Annotated in this window: 12 protein-coding genes; 9 read left to right on the forward strand and 3 right to left on the reverse strand. The window is 69.5% G+C overall.

The annotated features are described in order from the left end of the window. Positions 1 to 35: 35 nt before the first annotated feature. Both recN and HUA78_RS02680 read right to left on the reverse strand, forming a co-directional pair. Positions 36 to 1,775: a DNA repair protein RecN gene (gene recN, locus HUA78_RS02675; protein ID WP_141641068.1), complete on the reverse strand. Its 1,740-nt coding sequence runs from the start codon at positions 1,773 to 1,775 to the stop codon at positions 36 to 38. A 147-nt stretch (positions 1,776 to 1,922) separates the two neighbouring features. Continuing rightward, entirely contained in the window at positions 1,923 to 5,189 is a 3,267-nt protein-coding gene (locus tag HUA78_RS02680) for an SNF2-related protein (RefSeq protein WP_371745475.1), read from the reverse strand. Positions 5,190 to 5,324: 135 nt separating this feature from the next. On the opposite strand from HUA78_RS02680, the gene HUA78_RS02685 reads away from it, so the two are divergent. The 7 genes from HUA78_RS02685 (at position 5,325) to HUA78_RS02715 (ending at position 10,960) form a co-directional block, all read left to right on the forward strand. After that, a complete protein-coding gene (locus tag HUA78_RS02685) occupies positions 5,325 to 6,311 on the forward strand; it encodes a D-glycerate dehydrogenase (RefSeq protein ID WP_174461379.1) in 987 nt (328 codons plus the stop codon). After that, positions 6,308 to 6,862, forward strand: coding sequence for an adenine phosphoribosyltransferase (locus HUA78_RS02690; RefSeq protein WP_141641066.1), 555 nt, complete (start codon positions 6,308 to 6,310; stop codon positions 6,860 to 6,862). The genes HUA78_RS02685 and HUA78_RS02690 overlap by 4 nt, the downstream gene beginning before the upstream one ends. A gap of 117 nt (positions 6,863 to 6,979) precedes the next feature. Continuing rightward, positions 6,980 to 7,822, forward strand: coding sequence for an alpha/beta fold hydrolase (locus tag HUA78_RS02695; protein ID WP_174453326.1), 843 nt, complete (start codon positions 6,980 to 6,982; stop codon positions 7,820 to 7,822). 84 nt (positions 7,823 to 7,906) lie between these two features. Beyond that, positions 7,907 to 8,515: a TetR/AcrR family transcriptional regulator gene (locus tag HUA78_RS02700; protein WP_174475594.1), complete on the forward strand. Its 609-nt coding sequence runs from the start codon at positions 7,907 to 7,909 to the stop codon at positions 8,513 to 8,515. After that, positions 8,512 to 9,723, forward strand: a complete 1,212-nt coding sequence (locus HUA78_RS02705) for an MFS transporter (protein ID WP_174475595.1) — start codon at positions 8,512 to 8,514, stop codon at positions 9,721 to 9,723. Before HUA78_RS02700 ends, HUA78_RS02705 begins: the two co-directional genes overlap by 4 nt. Next, the gene (gene coaD, locus HUA78_RS02710) at positions 9,720 to 10,217 is read left to right on the forward strand and encodes a pantetheine-phosphate adenylyltransferase (RefSeq protein ID WP_141641062.1); all 498 of its coding nucleotides are present in this window, start codon (positions 9,720 to 9,722) and stop codon (positions 10,215 to 10,217) included. The genes HUA78_RS02705 and coaD overlap by 4 nt, the downstream gene beginning before the upstream one ends. Further along, a complete protein-coding gene (locus HUA78_RS02715; RefSeq protein ID WP_174453323.1) occupies positions 10,214 to 10,960 on the forward strand; it encodes an MBL fold metallo-hydrolase in 747 nt (248 codons plus the stop codon). Before coaD ends, HUA78_RS02715 begins: the two co-directional genes overlap by 4 nt. A gap of 52 nt (positions 10,961 to 11,012) precedes the next feature. On the opposite strand, the gene HUA78_RS02720 is transcribed toward HUA78_RS02715, so the two are convergent. Next, positions 11,013 to 12,908: an alpha-amylase family glycosyl hydrolase gene (locus tag HUA78_RS02720; protein ID WP_174453322.1), complete on the reverse strand. Its 1,896-nt coding sequence runs from the start codon at positions 12,906 to 12,908 to the stop codon at positions 11,013 to 11,015. 242 nt (positions 12,909 to 13,150) lie between these two features. Here HUA78_RS02720 and HUA78_RS02725 point away from each other — a divergent pair, with 242 nt between their 5' ends. Then, the gene (locus HUA78_RS02725; RefSeq protein ID WP_174475596.1) at positions 13,151 to 14,770 is read left to right on the forward strand and encodes a bifunctional UDP-sugar hydrolase/5'-nucleotidase; all 1,620 of its coding nucleotides are present in this window, start codon (positions 13,151 to 13,153) and stop codon (positions 14,768 to 14,770) included. Positions 14,771 to 14,966: 196 nt separating this feature from the next. After that, positions 14,967 to 16,049 (forward strand): isopenicillin N synthase family oxygenase, encoded by a 1,083-nt coding sequence (locus HUA78_RS02730; protein WP_174475597.1) that lies wholly within the window; start codon positions 14,967 to 14,969, stop codon positions 16,047 to 16,049. Positions 16,050 to 16,070: the final 21 nt, after the last annotated feature.

Genomic DNA, 16,070 nt, shown 5'->3' on the forward strand with positions numbered 1-16,070 from the left:
CGATGGGGCAAGGACACGGATGACCTTGCAGCGCGTCAAGCCAATCTTCGGAGGCGGCCACGGGGTCCTCCCTCGGGTCCGGACTCCCGCCGGGTCCTCGGTGCCCCCAGGGAACGGTGGGCCGAGCGCACCAGGGCCTCCGCCGCCCCCAGCGCCTCCCGCGTGACCTCCACGCCGGACATCATCCGGGCCAGCTCCCGCGTGCGGTCCGCGCCCGCCGCCAGAACAGTCACCTGGGAGACGGTTCGCTCCGCCTTCACCGCCTTGCGGATGAGCAGGTGGGCGTCCGCGTAGGCCGCCACCTGGGGCAGATGGGTGATGCAGAGCACCTGACGGTGACCGCTCACCTCCTTGATCATCCGCCCCACCACGTCCGCAATCGCGCCGCTGACGCCCGCGTCGGCCTCGTCCAGCACGTAGCAGCCACACGCGTCGCTGCCCGCCAGGGCCCGCTTCAGGGCCAACAGCAACCGGCTCGCCTCACCACCCGAGGCCACCTTCGCCAGGGGCCGCGCCGGCTCACCGGGGTTCGCGCTGAAGAAGAACTCCACCTCGTCCGCGCCATCCGGACGCAGCGTTTCCCCGGGCGTCACGCGCACCTCGAAGGCCGCCTTGCCCATGGCCAGGTGCCCCAGGCCCTCGCGCACCTGCGCGGAGAACTCCACAGCGCTCGTCGTCCGGGCCTTCGACAGCACCCGGGCCGCCTTGCGCGCGCGCTCCTCCACCTTGCGCCGCTCCGTGGCCAGCTCCTCGAGCACTTCCTGGCGGTTCTCCAGCGTGCCCAGCTCCGCCTCGATTTCGCCGCGCTTCTTCAGCACGCCGTCCAGCGTGGCGCCGTGCTTGCGGCACAGCCGCTTGAGGCCATCCAGCCGCTCGTCCACGTCCGCCAGCCGCGTCGGGTCCGACTCCAGCCCCTCCACGTACCGGTTGAGCCGCCGCTGCGCCTCCTCCAGCTCCGACAGGGCCGTGCTCAGCGACTGCGCCACCGGCGACAGCGTCGCGTCGAACTTCACCGCGTCGTGCACCAGCCCCAGGGCGCGGCCCACCGTCTCCAGCGCCGAGGCCTCTTCCCCCGCCACGAGGAGCTCCGCCTCCGCCCCCAGGCGCTTGAGCTTCTCCGCGCTCGACAGGCGCTTGCGCTCGACGTCCAGCTTCACGTCCTCGCCCGACTCCGGGTCGATGCGCGCGATTTCGTCGAGCTGGAAGCGCAGGAACTCCGCGCGCTCCCGCACCTTCGCCTCGTCCCCACCCAGGGCCTCCATGCGCGCGTCCACCTCCCGCAGCGCGGAGTACTCCCCGAAGTAGGACGCCAGCGCCACCTCCACCTCCCCGTACCTGTCGAGGAGCACCCGGTGCAGGCCCGAGTCGAAGAGGCTGACGTGCTCGTGCTGCCCCGCGAGGTCCACCGCCCCCCGCGTCAGCTTGGCCAGCACCCCCACCGTGACGAGGGCGCCGTTGACGTAGACCTTGCCCCTTCCGGTGCGCCCCAACACGCGACGCACCAGCACCTCCTCGCCCAAGTCTGGAAGGCCCAGCTCCTCCAGGCGCGCGCCCAGCACCGGCGTGCGTGCGAAGACGCCCTCCACGGACGCCTCCTCGCAGCCGGCGCGGATGACATCCGCGTCCGCCCTGCCTCCCAGCAGCAAGCCCAATGAATCCACGAGGATGGACTTGCCCGCACCTGTCTCACCCGTGAGGACGGTGAGGCCGGCTCCGAACGCCACCTCCACCTCCTCGATCACCGCCACGTTCGAAATCCGCAGACCCAGCAGCACGCGCGCCCTCCAATGTCCGTACGACGGCCCTGGCACTGAACACCCTAGCAGGTCCCACTGACACTGCACAGGCGTTCTGGTCAGCCGCACGGATGGCGGGCGGGGGGAGGGCGGAGTTCCGTTGGAACCCCAACCCTCCCCTCCGTCTCAGGACTGGCTCTCGGTGAAGAGCTCCTGGATGTCCTGCTCGGTGAGGGTCCTCGCCATCTCGTCACCCTCTCCACCGAGCACTCCGGCGGCGAGGTCTCGCTTGCGACGCTGGAGGGAGAGAATCTTCTCCTCCACCGTGCCGCGGGTAATCAGCTTGTAGCTGATGACGGCGCGCGTCTGACCGATGCGGTGCGTACGGTCCGTGGCCTGGTCTTCCACGGCCGGGTTCCACCACGGGTCGAAGTGGATGACGTAGTCGGCCGCGGTGAGGTTGAGGCCGGTGCCACCCGCCTTCAAGGAGATGAAGAACAGGGGCGGTCCGTCCGGGCGGTTGTACTCGTCCACCTTGCCCATGCGGTCCTTGGTGCGACCGTCCAGGTAGAGGTAGCGCAGGCCCTTCTTGTCCGCCTCCTGCTTGAGCAGCTCCAGCATCTCCGTGAACTGGCTGAACACCAGGGCCCGGTGGCCTTCCGCCACCAGGTCCTCCACCAGCTCCATGAAGCGCTCGACCTTCGCGCTGGGCGGCAACAACGTGCCCGGGGGCATCTTGAGCAGGCGCGGATCACAACACACCTGCCGCAGCCGCATGAGCGCGGCGAGAATCGACACGCGGCTGCGCTTGAAGCCGACCTTCTCGATGCTCTCGCTGACCTTGCGGCGGCTCTCCTCCATCACCTCGCGATAGAGGGCGGCCTGACCCGGCTCCATCTCGCACCAGGCGACGCTCTCCGTCTTCGGCGGCAGGTCCTTGGCCACCTCCGTCTTCAGGCGACGCAGGATGAAGGGTTGGATGCGCCGGCGCAGCCTGTCCCTCGCGGAGGCGTCGTTCGCCACCTGGATGGGCTGCTCGTACCTGTCGCTGAAGCTGTCCGCGCTGCCGAGGAAGCCCGGCATGAGGAAGTCGAAGATGCTCCACAGCTCCGACAGCCGGTTCTCCAGCGGCGTACCCGTGAGCGCCAGTCGCGTGTCGCTCGGAAGCGACTTGCACGCCTGCGCCGTGGCGCTGTCCGCGTTCTTGATGTTCTGCGCCTCGTCCAGAATCACGAAGCGGAAGCCCACCTGGGACAGCTGGTCCAGGTCTCTTCGCACCAGCGCGTAGGACGTGAGGACCAGGTCCATGCCCTTCAGGTCCTCGGCGCGCTCCTTGCGGTCCTGCCCGTGCCACACCATGGCCTTGAGGCCCGGGGTGAAACGCTCCGCCTCGCGCTCCCAGTTGGCGAGCACGCTCGTGGGCGCCACGACGAGCGACGGCTTGCGCCCCTCTTCGTTCGCCATCTTCTGCAGGAGGCTGAGCGACTGCACCGTCTTGCCCAAGCCCATGTCGTCCGCGAGGATTCCGGACAGGCCATGGCGGCGCAGGAACCAGAGCCAGGACAGGCCCGCCTCCTGGTAGTGCCGGAGCGTGGCGTGGAGCCCGTCGGGCACCGCGACCTTCGGAACCCCCGCCGTCTCGCGCAGCTCCAGCATCGCCTGCCGGGCCTTCGCCTCCACCTCGGTGAACTCACCCAGGTCCGCGAGCAGGTCCAACGCCACCGCCTGGTGCAACGGCAGCCGCGTGCGGGACCGGCCCGGCAGCGCACCCGCCTCCTCCAGCAGGTCCGCCACGCGCTTGATTTCGACCGGGTCCGCTTCAGCGAACGAGCCGTCCTTCAGCGGCACGAACTTGCGGCCGGAGTCCAGCCACATGCGCACCGCGCCCAGGTCCACCGCCTGGTCGTCCGTGACGAACTCGGCGTCCAGGTCGAACCACTGCACGCCGCTCATGCCCACGCGGATGCGCGGCTTGAGCTTCGGGCGCAGCCGCACCTTGGGCGCCTGCACGCCGAAGCGCTCCCACTCCGCCGGCAGCGAGGCGAGCCCTCGCGCCCAGAACTCCAGCGCCACGTCGCCCGTCGCGTCGAACACCTGCGCCTGCGGCTCGAAGCGCAGGCCCTGGTCCAACAGCAGCTTGCCCGCGGCTCGCTCCAGGTCCTCGCGACGACGGTACAGCTTGCGGCTGTCCCCACCCACGCCACTGGCGTAGCCCAGGTGCGTGGCCGTGGGAGACACCGGCGCCGTCGTCTGCCCGTAACGCGCGGCCAGTTGCGCCTTCACGCGCTCCGGAGTGCCCTCGAGCGTCAGCACGAAGTGCGGCTCCACCGCCTCATCCACCTCGATGTCGTCCGCCTTCAACGACATGCGGAAGCGCGGCAGGTGCGCGGCGAAGAACGTCAGCACCCGGTCCAACTGTCCCGAGGGGAAGGACATGCTGGGCTCCAGCAGCCACTTGCGCAGCAGCCGGGGCGGGAAGTCGGGCTCCACGGGGTGGAGGTTCTGCGCCTGGATGACCCAGGTGCGCCGGCCCGACAGGATGATGACGTCCTTGAGCGAGTAGCTCAGCCCGTCCGGGAAGAGCAGCTCGATGCGCGCCGTGGCGCCGTCCGGCCGGGACTCCAGGCGAATCTGCGGACGGATGGGCACTTCCGTGTTGATGAGCGCCGTGCCCCGGTAGATGACCCGCCGCTGGCGCAGCAGGTCCATCGCCTCGCTCAACTCCTCGTCCGACAGGACGATGCGCGAGTCGTAGCGATGCTCGTGGCGCGACAACGCCATGAAGACGCGCTCGTCGGCGGGGGAGATGCGCCCCCCCGTCTGGAGGGTCCGCTTGACGTGGATGGGCCCCTTGGTCTGCGCGTCCTGCCGACGCACGTCCACGACCCACTGGCGACTGCCCGAGTTCGTGTTCGCCGCCGTCAGCCGGTAGAAGAACTCATAGTCCGGCTGCGAGGACAGGCCCAGCCAGCTCTCCACCTTCGCGAGCGCGGGCAGGTTGACGGCGTCCACCACGGGGCCTTCCGGCTCCACGGGGACCTCGTTGTCCACCACCTCGTTGTTGCCGTTGGGCGCGGTGGGTTCGACAGGCGCGGCGACCACCGGCTGGGGCCGGGGAGGCGGCCGGAAACGCGCGGCATAGATGAGCGCGGCGGCCACCACATGCTTGCAGTGGGGACCATCGACGTTCCACGACTGACACGTGCAGGTGGACGTGGCTCGACCATCTCCGAGCGCGAGCACGACTTCATAGCGCTCGCCCGTGGAGGAGGCGACCTGCGCGCGGATGTGGTCCCCTTCACGTTGGAGCCCGAAGACGCGGCGGGACTCCGCCACCTCTCGGCCCTTCTTGAAGATGGTGGGTTGGACTTCAGCCTTCAGGGCCCTGAGCCACTGGGTGTCCTGAGGAGGGAGGGCGTCTCGGATGTCGGCGGTGGATTGCACGGCTGGCACAGGCCCCTGGCTCCTAAGCGCCGGGGAACCCCTGCCACTAGCACAGCAAGAGGGCTCCCGCTCGCGGGAAATGTGGATGAGTCGGCCAGCGGAAGCAGCCACCGACATCAGGCTATGAGACCATCAACGCTCGCCATGGCCCGGACCGTCCGCCCCCGTGTCTTCGTGACCCGCCAGCTCCCTGGAGAGGCCCTCGGCCGACTGAGCAGGCTCGTGGACCTGTCCGTCTGGGAGGAGGAACTGCCACCTTCCCGTGACACTTTGATGGCCCAGGCGGCCCTCTGCGAGGGGCTCGTCACCTTGCTGACGGACCGGGTGGACGCTCGCCTGCTTGACTGCGCCCCGAACCTCCGGGCGGTCAGCAACGTGGCCGTGGGCTACGACAATATCGACGTTCCCGCCTGCACCGGGCGGCGCGTGGCGGTGGGAAATACCCCAGGCGCCCTCACGGAGACCTCCGCGGACTTCGCCTTCGCCCTGATTCTGGGGCTGGCCCGGCGCGTGGCGGAGGCGGACGCCTTCGTCCGAGCGGGCAAGTGGAAGACCTGGAGCCCCACCCTCCTCCTGGGGACGGATGTGTACGGCGCCACCCTGGGTATCGTCGGCCCGGGGGCCATCGGCTCGGCGGTGGCCCGGCGGGCCCGGGGCTTCGGGATGCGCATCCTGTACGTCAGCCGCGAGCCAAAACCGGCGCTGGAGGCCCAGACGGGCGCCCGCCAGGTGGACAAGGCCACGCTCCTGGCCGAAGCGGACATCCTCACCCTGCATGTCCCGTTGACTCCCGCGACGAAGCACTGGGTGGGACGCGCGGAGCTGGCGGCGATGAAGCCGGGGGCGCTGCTCGTCAACACGGCGCGAGGCGGAGTCATCGACCAGGACGCCCTCGTCGAGGCCCTTCGCGAGGGAAGGCTGGGAGGCGCGGCCCTGGACGTGACGGAGCCCGAGCCCCTTCCCCCGGACAGCCCGCTGATGACCCTGCCCAACGTCCTGCTGGCGCCGCACATCGCCAGCGCGTCACATGCGACGCGGGGGCGCATGGCCTCCATGGCGGTGGACAACCTGCTGGCCGCGCTGGAGGGACGGCGGCCACCCCACTGCGTCAACCCGGAGGTCTTCGAATGAGCCTGCCCGCCGCGAGCATCACCGACACCACCCTCGTCGCAGACCTGAATGCCCGCCTGCGCGACGTGCCGGACTTCCCCAAGCCGGGCATCGTCTTCAAGGACATCACCCCCGTGCTCGCGGACCCGCGCCTGTTCGGCCGGGTCATCAACGCCATGGCCGCGCCGTTCCGGGGCCAGCACATCACCAAGGTCGTCGGCGTGGAGGCCCGCGGCTTCCTCCTCGGAGCGCCCATCGCCCTCGCGCTGGGCTCGGGCTTCGTCCCGGCGCGCAAGCCGGGCAAGCTGCCCCACCGCTCCATCGTGGAGCGCTACTCGTTGGAGTACGGCGCGGATGGCGTGGAGATGCACGAGGACGCCATCCTCCAGGGCGAGCGCGTGCTGGTGGTGGATGACGTGCTCGCCACCGGTGGCACGGCGGAGGCCACCGCGAAGCTGGTGAAGCGACTGGGCGGAGAGCTGGTGGGCTTCAGCTTCCTCATCAGCCTCGACTTCCTCGAGGGCCCCCAGCGCCTGGGGCGCGACAAGGTGACGACGCTGCTGACGTTCTGACGGGACGCCCCGGCAAGTCCGAGCGGCCCGGGCCTCCATCCCTTCCCCGCCCGCCTGCTGCCACGCCCCCGGCGCATGTCCACCTGAGGAAAGAAGCCTCGTTCGACAGGGGGAGACATGCCCGAGGTGCGCTCCACCGGTGGTGCCCGCATTCGCTACGACGACGTCGGCCAGGGAGCGCTCACGCTGCTCTTCATTCCCGGCTGGTGCACCCGCCGCGACATCTTCAGTCCTCTCGTCACCCTCTGTGCCGAGCGACACCGGGTGCTCTGCGTGGACCTGCGCGGCCACGGAGAATCCGAACACGGTGACGAAGACTTCGACAGCGACACCGTGCTCGAGGACCTGCTCGCCGTGATTGACGCCAGCGGCGCGCGGCAGGTGGTGCCGGTGGCCATCTCCCATGCGGGCTTCCTGGCGCTGGAGCTGCGGCGCGAGCTGGGCGCGGAGCGAATCCCCCAGCTCGTGGTGCTGGACTGGATTGTCACCGAGCCGCCCCCGCCCTTCCTGGCGACGCTTCGGGGCCTGATGTCGGAGCGCTGGGGACGCACGCGCGACGAGCTGTTCCAGCAGTGGACCCGGGGCGTGGAGAACAAGGACGTCCTGCGCGCCGTCCATGAGGACATGCTCGAGTTCTCCGAGGAGATGTGGGCCCGGGCCGCGCGCGAAATCGCCGCCGCCTACTCGCGGGAGGGCTCACCGCTTCGCGCACTCGCCGGACTGAGCCCCGCGACGCCGACGCTGCACCTGTACTCGCAGCCGGACACGCACGACTACCTGGAGACCCAGGTGGCCTTCGCCGCCACCCATCCGTGGTTCCACGTCATGAGGCTGCCCGCCGTCAGCCACCTGCCCACGCTGGAGGTACCGGGGCTCGTCGCCGTCGGAATCGAGGCCCTCGTCTCGGGACGGAGGACCGCCGTCAGCACGACCCACCCGGACCTCGGCCCCCAGGGCTGACCTCCCCCCGCCGCCCCAGGAGCGATTGACACCACGACTCCGCCTGTTTATAAGTTGGTCACACAACCAATAAACAAGGCCATCATGCCCCGTCCGTCCAACACCGAGGAGCGCCGACAGCAAATCGTCTCGGGCCTGCTGCGGGTCATGTCGGAGCGCGGCTATGAGCGGGCCTCCGTCAACGAAATCGCGAAGGCGGCGGGCCTGAGTCCGGGGCTGGTGCACTACCACTTCAGCGACAAGCAGGAGATTCTGCTCGTGCTGGTGCAGCAGCTCGCGGCGCGCGCGCGGGAGCGGGTGGCGAAGCGCTTCGAGCGGCTTGGAGCCGACGATGCGCGCGGCCGTATCGACGCCTTCCTGGACGCCTTCCTCGCGACGGGCGCGGACGCGGACACGAGCGCGGTGGCGGGCTGGGTCACCATCAGCGCGGAGGCGATTCGTCAGCCGGAGGTCCGCGCCGCCTACGAGCAGGTGGTGCGCGCGGACCTGGAGCAGCTCGAGTCGCTGGTGGCGATGCTGGTGGGAAAGCGCAAGGCGCGGGCGCTGGCGGCGGGACTCTTCGCGGCGGTGCAGGGCTACTTCGTCCTCTCGGCCAGCTCTCCCGGCCTGGTGCCGGCGGGCTCCGCCGCGAGCACCGTGAAGCACATGGCCGCGGGCCTCCTGGACACCTCTGCGGCGAGGGAGGGCGCATGAAGACCTCCACGAAGCTGGGCCTCCTCTCGAGCCTCTATCTCTCGCAGGGCCTGCCGTTCGGCTTCTTCACACAGGCGCTCCCGGTGCTGCTGCGCCACCAGGGCCTGTCGCTTCCGGCCATCGGCCTGGCCCATCTGCTCGCGCTGCCATGGGCCCTGAAGTTCCTCTGGGCCCCCTTCATGGACCGGCATGGCTCCGCGCGCTGGGGGCTGCGTCGCGGCTACATCCTCCCGTTGCAGTGCCTCAGCGCGGGCCTGTTGCTGTCGCTCGCCCTGCCCGACTCCACGGTGGACACGCGCCTGCTGCTCGCGGCGGTGCTCGGCGTCAACCTGCTGGCGGCGACACAGGACGTGGCGACCGATGGGCTCGCGGTGACACTGCTTTCGCCCTCCGAGCGCGGCTGGGGCAACGGCATCCAGGTGGCCGCCTATCGCGTGGGCATGATTCTGGGCGGCGGCGTCATGCTCGCCGTGTTCGACAAGGCGGGCTGGCGCCCCACGCTCCTGGCCCTCGGCCTGACGTTGCTCGTCGCCACCGTGCCCGTGGCCCTCTACCGCGAGCCGCCCACCGTGCCCGCCCCCCGCGCGAGCCTGGGCCTCGAATGGTGGTGGCGACGCCCGGGCGCCGCGACGTGGCTCATCCTGCTCGTCGTCTACAAGGCGGGCGAGGCGCTGGCCACGGGCATGCTGCGCACCTTCCTGGTGGACCGGGGCCTGACACTGACGGACATCGCGTGGCTGCTGGGAGGCGTGGGCTTCACGGCGGGGCTCCTGGGCGCGCTCATCGGCGGCAGCCTCGTGGTGAAGCTCGGACGGCGCAGGGCGCTGCTGCTCTTCGGCGTCATCCAGGCCACGGCGGTGCTGCTGTACGCGCTCGTCGCCAGCTTCCCCTCGTCGCTGCCCTGGCTCACCGCCGTGTGCGCCGTGGAGCACGTGGCCAGCGGCATGGCCACCGCCACCGTCTTCACCGCGATGATGGACGCATGCAGGCCCGAGCACGCCGCCACCGACTACACCGTGCAGGCCTCGCTGGTGGTGCTCGCCACCGGCGCGGCGGCGGCCGTCAGCGGCTTCAGCGCGCAGGCCCTGGGCTACCCCGGACACTTCGCCCTGTCCGCGCTGCTCTGCCTCGCGGGAACGCTCTACGTGGCACTCGCCTTCCACCCGTCCCGGGAGCCAACGCCCGGGACACCCGAGGTGTCGTCGTGACCATCGCCGTCTATGCGGGCAGCTTCGACCCCGTCACGGCGGGACACCTGTCCGTCGTGCGACAGGCCGCGCGATTGTTCGGCCACGTCGTCGTCGTGGTGGCCATCAACCCCGCCAAGAACACCCTGCTCTCCCAGGACGAGCGCATGGCGCTGGTGCGCGAGGCCGTGGCCATGCACCCCAACGTCACGGTGGCGTGGACGCAAGGCCTCATCGTCGACTACGCGCGGGCCATCGGCGCAAGCGTGCTCCTGCGCGGCGTGCGCGGGGCCACCGATGCGCAGTTCGAGACGGAGCTCGCCCAGAACAACCGCGCGCTCGCCCCCGAAATCTCCACCCTCTTCCTCCCCGCCGAGGCCCACCTCGCCGAGGTGAGCAGCAGCGGCCTCAAGCAGCGCGTCGCCCGGGGCGAGGACGTTTCGGCCTTCTGTCCTCCCTCGGTCGCGGCGAAGCTGCGCGAGCGACTCGACCCGTCCCTCCGGAGCCAGCCATGAGCCTGTCCTTCACTCCCCTGGGCGTCGGTGACGCCTTCTCCGCCCTCTACTATTCCTCGTGTCTGGCGGTGGAGGCGGAGGACCAGGTGCTCCTCGTGGACTGTCCGCACCCCATCCGGAAGATGATGCGCGAGGCGGCCCTGTCCTCCGGCGTCCCGCTCGACGTGGACCGCGTCAGCGCCGTGGCCCTCACGCACCTGCACGCGGACCACGCCTCCGGCCTGGAGGGCCTGGGCTACTTCTCCTTCTTCGTGCTCAAGAAGAAGCTGGAGCTGCTCACCCATCCGGACGTGGCCGAACGGCTCTGGGAGGGCCACCTGGCCGCGGGCATGGAGTGCCTCATCGAGAAGCGGGGAGAGCCTCCCAACCCGAAGCACTTCGAGGACTACTTCGAGCACACGCCGCTCTCCACCGAGTCGGCCGTGCGGCACGGGCCCTTCCTCATCGAAGCCCGGATGACGTACCACCACGTGCCCACCACCGCGCTGCGCATCCACGCGGGAGGCCGCTGCCTGGGCTACAGCGCGGACACCGCCTTCGACGAGGGCCTCATCGACTGGCTGTCACGCGCGGACCTGGTCATCCACGAGACGAACTACGGCGTGCACACGCCCTACGAAAAGCTCGCCGCGCTGCCCGAAGGACTGCGCGCGCGCATGCGCCTCATCCACTACCCCGACGACTTCGACACCGCGGCCAGCGTCATCGAGCCGCTGCAGCAAGGCCGTCGCTACACCGTCTGAGGACCGGGCGCCCGCCCGGTGAGGCAACGGGCGCCCACGTCCCAGTCACCCGTTACTGCGAGAAGATGAGCAGCGAGTACGGGCCAATGGCGAAGTTCGCGTTTTGGGCCATGCCGTCCTTGGCGCCGCTGTTCGTGGAGGTGTTCGCCGACGGGGTGTTGCCGAAGTCGGACGAGTACCCGTTCCAGTCGCTGTTGAAGCGCAGGTACCACGTCCCCGCCCGGGGGAAGCCGATGTTGTAGCTGGAGTAGGAGGTGCCGCTGAAGTTGGCGACGATGACGACGTCATCCCCTCCGCCACCGCTGTCCCAGCGGTGATACGCGAGCACCTTGTTGGTGTTGTTGACGTGGTGGACGTTGACGTTGCCACCGCGCAGGCCGCGCGTGTTGTTGTTCCAGTTGCGGCGCAGGCGGATGAGGTCGCGGTACAGCGTCTTGATGCCGCCATAGGGGGTCAGCTTGCCCCAGTCCAGCGGGTCCCCGTCCGCGAAGTAGCCATCCTCCAGGAACTCCTGCCCCTGGAACATCATCGGGATGCCCGGCGAGGTGAACGTAATCCCCGCGACGAGCGTGGAGCGCTTCTTCGCCGCCCAGCTCCCCGCGTTGCCCGGCCAGATTTCCTCCGGCACGCGCGCATGGCCGTTGGCCACCTCGTCGTGGCTCTCCGTGTAGATGACGCGCGCGTGAGAGCGGCCGCTGAAGCGCTGGGTAATCGCGTCACGCACCGCGAGCATGTTCCGGTTGGCGTCGTTCTGCTCGATGGCCGCCGTGCGCAGGGGGTGCACGAACTCCGCCGTCCACTGCGCGTCGAAGCCCGCGCCGCCCGCGAAGTCGCTCGTCGCATCGTTGGTGATGGAGTCACCGCCGCCGAAGTCCTCGGCGATGGAAATCTTCCAGGGCTTGTTCGCGTTGATTTCGCGGTTGATGGAACGGAACACCTGCCACGCCGACGGGATGTCACCCGAGCCGTCAATCGTGCGCATGTACTTCGTGGCGTCCCAGCGCAGACCATCCGCGCGGAAGTTGTCCAGCAGGTTCATCATCGAGTCGCGGATGTACGCACGCACCTCGGGACGGCCGTAGTCCGGACGCGTGTCGCCCCACGGCGTCACCTTGCGGTTGTCGGTGAAGAAGTACTCGCCGCCGTTGCCCAGGCAGTCGCCGCTGAAGCACCACATGGGCAGGTCACTGGGCCCGTAGTGGTTGTGCACCACGTCGAAGATGACGCCGATGCCCCGGTAGTGCGCCTCGTCCACGAAGTGCTTCATGTCGTTGGGCGAGCCGTACGCGCTCTCCGGCGCGAACGGGAAGGCCGCGTTGTAGCCCCAGGAGAAGTCCCCGGCGAACTCATACGCCGGCATCACCTTCACCATGTTGACGCCCAAGTCTCGCAGGTAGTCGAGCTTGGCGATGGCGCTGTTCCAGTTGCCCGGCCCGAAGCCCGGAGAGTCGTGGAACGTGCCCACGTGCATCTCGTAGATGACCATGTCGTTGAAGGCCGGCGTGCTGAACTGCTGCGCGTTCCACCAGTACTCGCCGTGGTCATAGATGATGCTGGCGCCCGTGGAGTTCTCCTGCCACGCCGAGCGCGGGTCCGCGCGCCACGCGTCGCTGCCCCACTGGTTGCGCGTCACGAACTTGTACTTCTGCCCCTTCACCGCGCCCGCGACGTCGGCGGAGAAGTTGCCGTTGAACTCGTTGCCCAGCTCCACCCAACCCCAACTGCTGAAGTCGCCCGCCACGAAGACGCGACTGGCCAGCGGCGCCCAGGTGCGGAACGTCGTACCACCCGAATAGACAGTGGCTCCCATGCCCGGCCGCGTCGATGACGTGAGCTGCTGGACGACCTGCGCTGTCTCCTGACCGGAGCCCTGTTGCTTCTCGAGCGCGGCCTCGCCGCAGCCGAACAAACCGGCCAGCAGCAACGCGCTCAACACGTTGTGTCGCATGGTGACAACCTCCTCTTGTGGTCAAGGCGGGTCCTAGCAACCGCAGTGAAGTGCGAGCAAACCGCCTACGTGTGATTCCTGTAACTTTCGGTCATGACACGCCGCAGCAGCGTTTCACGTTTTCCAGGGATGACGTCGAATCAAGACGGGGCTTGAAGGCGGGGGTGCTCGCCTTCGCCTCGTGAGTGCGCTACTTCCGCGAGCCCCGGCGCCGTGCGGGCGCCCCTGGAGAACGACTCGCGATGACGACCTCGACAGCGCTGGCCCGACGTGGGGCCCTGCTCCTGCCGCTCGCGCTGTTCCTGGCACTGACTCCGAGCCACTCGCGGGCCGCCGTCCCCACGGCGCCCAAGGGCACGACGCGACTGACGTTCCTCCACCTGGCGGACGTGTACCAGGTTCAGCCCCAGGAGCATGGCGACCGGGGAGGGCTGGCGCGGGTGGCCACGCTGCGCAAGCAGGTGCTGAAGGAGTCCCCTGCTCCGCATGTGCTGACGCTGTTGGGAGGCGACACGCTGTCACCGTCGGTGGAGTCGCTGCTCGACGTGGACGGCAAGCAGCTCAAGGGCCGGCACATGGTGGATGCGTGGAACGCGCTGGGCCTGGATGTCGCGGTGCTGGGCAACCACGAGTTCGACTTCGGCGACGACGTGCTGCGCGAGCGCATCCGCCAGTCGCGCTTCCCGTGGCTGGGCGCCAACGTGACGGACGCGAAGACGGGCGCGCTGTTCGAGGGCGTGAAGGCCTACGAGGTCCGCGAGCTGGGGGGCATCCCCGTGGGCCTGTTCGGCGTGGTGCTGACCGAGACGAAGACCTCGACGAAGGCGGGACCGGACACCCAGTTTGGCGACATCTGCGCGGCGGCGAAGGACGCGGTGGCGAAGCTGCGCGAGGCCGGGGCCAAGGTCGTCGTGGGGCTGACGCACCTGCCGCTGGAGCAGGACCGGCAGTTGGCGAAGTGCGTGAAGGTGGACGTGATTCTGGGCGGGCATGACCACGTGGGCGCGGCGGACCGCACCACGGGCACGCCCATCTTCAAGGTGCCCGCGGAGGCCGTGGAGCTGGGCCGGCTCTCGCTGGACGTGGACCCCGCGACGGGCACGGTGCGCAAGGTGTCCTGGACGCGGATTCCCGTCACGAAGAAGGTGCCGGAGGACGCGGAGTTCAACGAGGCGATGAAGGCCTACGGGCCGCTGTTCGCCCGGCTGGCGGAGCCCGTGGGCCGCACGCCGGTGGCCCTGGACGCGCGTAGCACGCAGGTGCGCACGCGGGAGACGAACCTGGGCTCATTCGTCGCGGACGCCTTCCGCGAGGCCGCGGGCGCGGACGTGGCCGTCGTCAACGGGGGCGCGCTGCGCGCGGACACCGTGCTGCCCGCGGGTGTCATGACGCGCCGGGATTTGCACTCGCTGATGCCCTACACGGACGAGCTCGTGGTGGTGGAGCTCCGAGGCGCCACGCTGCGCGCGGCCCTGGAGAATGGCGTCAGCCTGGCTCGCGAGGACTCGAGGCCGGGCCGCTTCCTCCAGGTCTCCGGCATGCGCTTCACGTTCGACCCGCGCAAGCCCGCCGGAGCGCGCGTGGTGGACGTGAAGGTCCACGGCAAGCCGCTGGACGCCGAGGCCACGTACCGGCTCGCCACGCTGAGCTTCCTCACCAGCGGCAAGGATGGCTACGACGTGCTCAAGGGCCAGCCCACCACGCCCGCGCTGAAGGACGGACGCTCGCCGCTGGACGTGCTCGCGGACGCGTTCAAGTCAGGCAAGCCCGCGCCACGCGCGAAGCCCGAAGGCCGCATCACCCGCCTGGGCGGAAGCGCGCTCGCCCCGGATGCGCGCAGACCCGCACCTCCGCTGAAATAGCCCTGGCTGGAATTCGCACGCCCTCGCATCCAGTTTCAGACAATCCGACCGCTTGAAACCTGGGTGCATTTCGCCCCGTGTCTGGCAATGAACGCGAGGGATTGCTCCACTCGCGCGCCGGCGGAGCACCCCTTCATCTCCGACGAGACAAACCCGGCCCGGGAGAGCTCCCCACCACCCCCACGCGGGAGTTCCCATGGCCGAGTTGGAGACGTTTCAATTGCCGCAATCCGTGAGTGGAAGCGAGTCCGACGTCGCGCTCGGGCTCACCCTGATTCGAGCCTGGCGACGCGACGGCATCTTCCAGCTCCGGATGAGTGAGGCCCAGTCGGAGAAGGCCCAACGCGCCTTCGAGTCGAGCCGCCGCTTCTTCCGCCAACCCCTGGAGGACAAGGCCCGGTGCGTGAGTGATTCGACGTACAGCGGCTACGTCGCCTCCGGCGAGGAGCTGACGGCGGGCGAGGCGGACTACTCGGAGATCTTCACCGTCTGCAAGGACGTGCCCCTCACGGATGCGCGCGTGCAGGCGCGCTGGCCCTGCCATGGCCCCGCGCCCTGGCCGGACGAGACGTACCGCCGCGACATGAAGGACCACACCGACGAGCTCGGCTCCACGGGAGAGCGCCTGTTGCGACTGGTCGCGCTGGGCCTGGGGCTGGAGGTGGGCGCCCTCACGGCGCTGACGCGGGATGGCTGGCACCACATGCGCGTGCTGCGCTTCCCCGCCCGCTCCGCCACGGCGACGCGCGGCATCGGCGCGCACACCGACTACGGGCTGCTGGTCATCGCCGCGCAGGACGACGTGGGAGGGCTCTACATCCGCCCGCCCGTCGAGGGAGAGAAGCGCCGCCGCAACTGGCTGCCAGGTGAGAGCTCCGCGGGCATGTACGAGCACGACGAGCCGTGGACCTTCGTGAAGCCCGTGCCCGATGTCCTGACGGTGTTCCCGGGCGACATCCTCCAGTTCCTCACGCGGGGATATCTCCTGTCGACGCCGCACAAGGTGGCGCTCAACACGCGCGAGCGCTTCGCGATGGCCTACTTCCACGAGCCCCACTTCGAGGCGTGCGTCCGCCCCCTGATGACGCCCGGGCCCGACGAGTACATCCACTACGGCTCGCACTTCACGAACATGTTCATGCGCTGCTACCCGGACCGCATCACCACCCAGCGCATCCTCGACGAGGACCGGCTGACGACGCTCGCCTGGCTGCGAGAGGACGCCGTCCTGCGCACCGCGCCCGTGGAAGACCTGCCCCTGCACCGCGCGGCGAGCTGAGCCCTCAGGACGACGACGCCA

This window comes from Myxococcus sp. CA033 (assembly GCF_013336625.1).
Lineage (GTDB): Bacteria > Myxococcota > Myxococcia > Myxococcales > Myxococcaceae > Myxococcus > Myxococcus llanfairpwllgwyngyllgogerychwyrndrobwllllantysiliogogogochensis.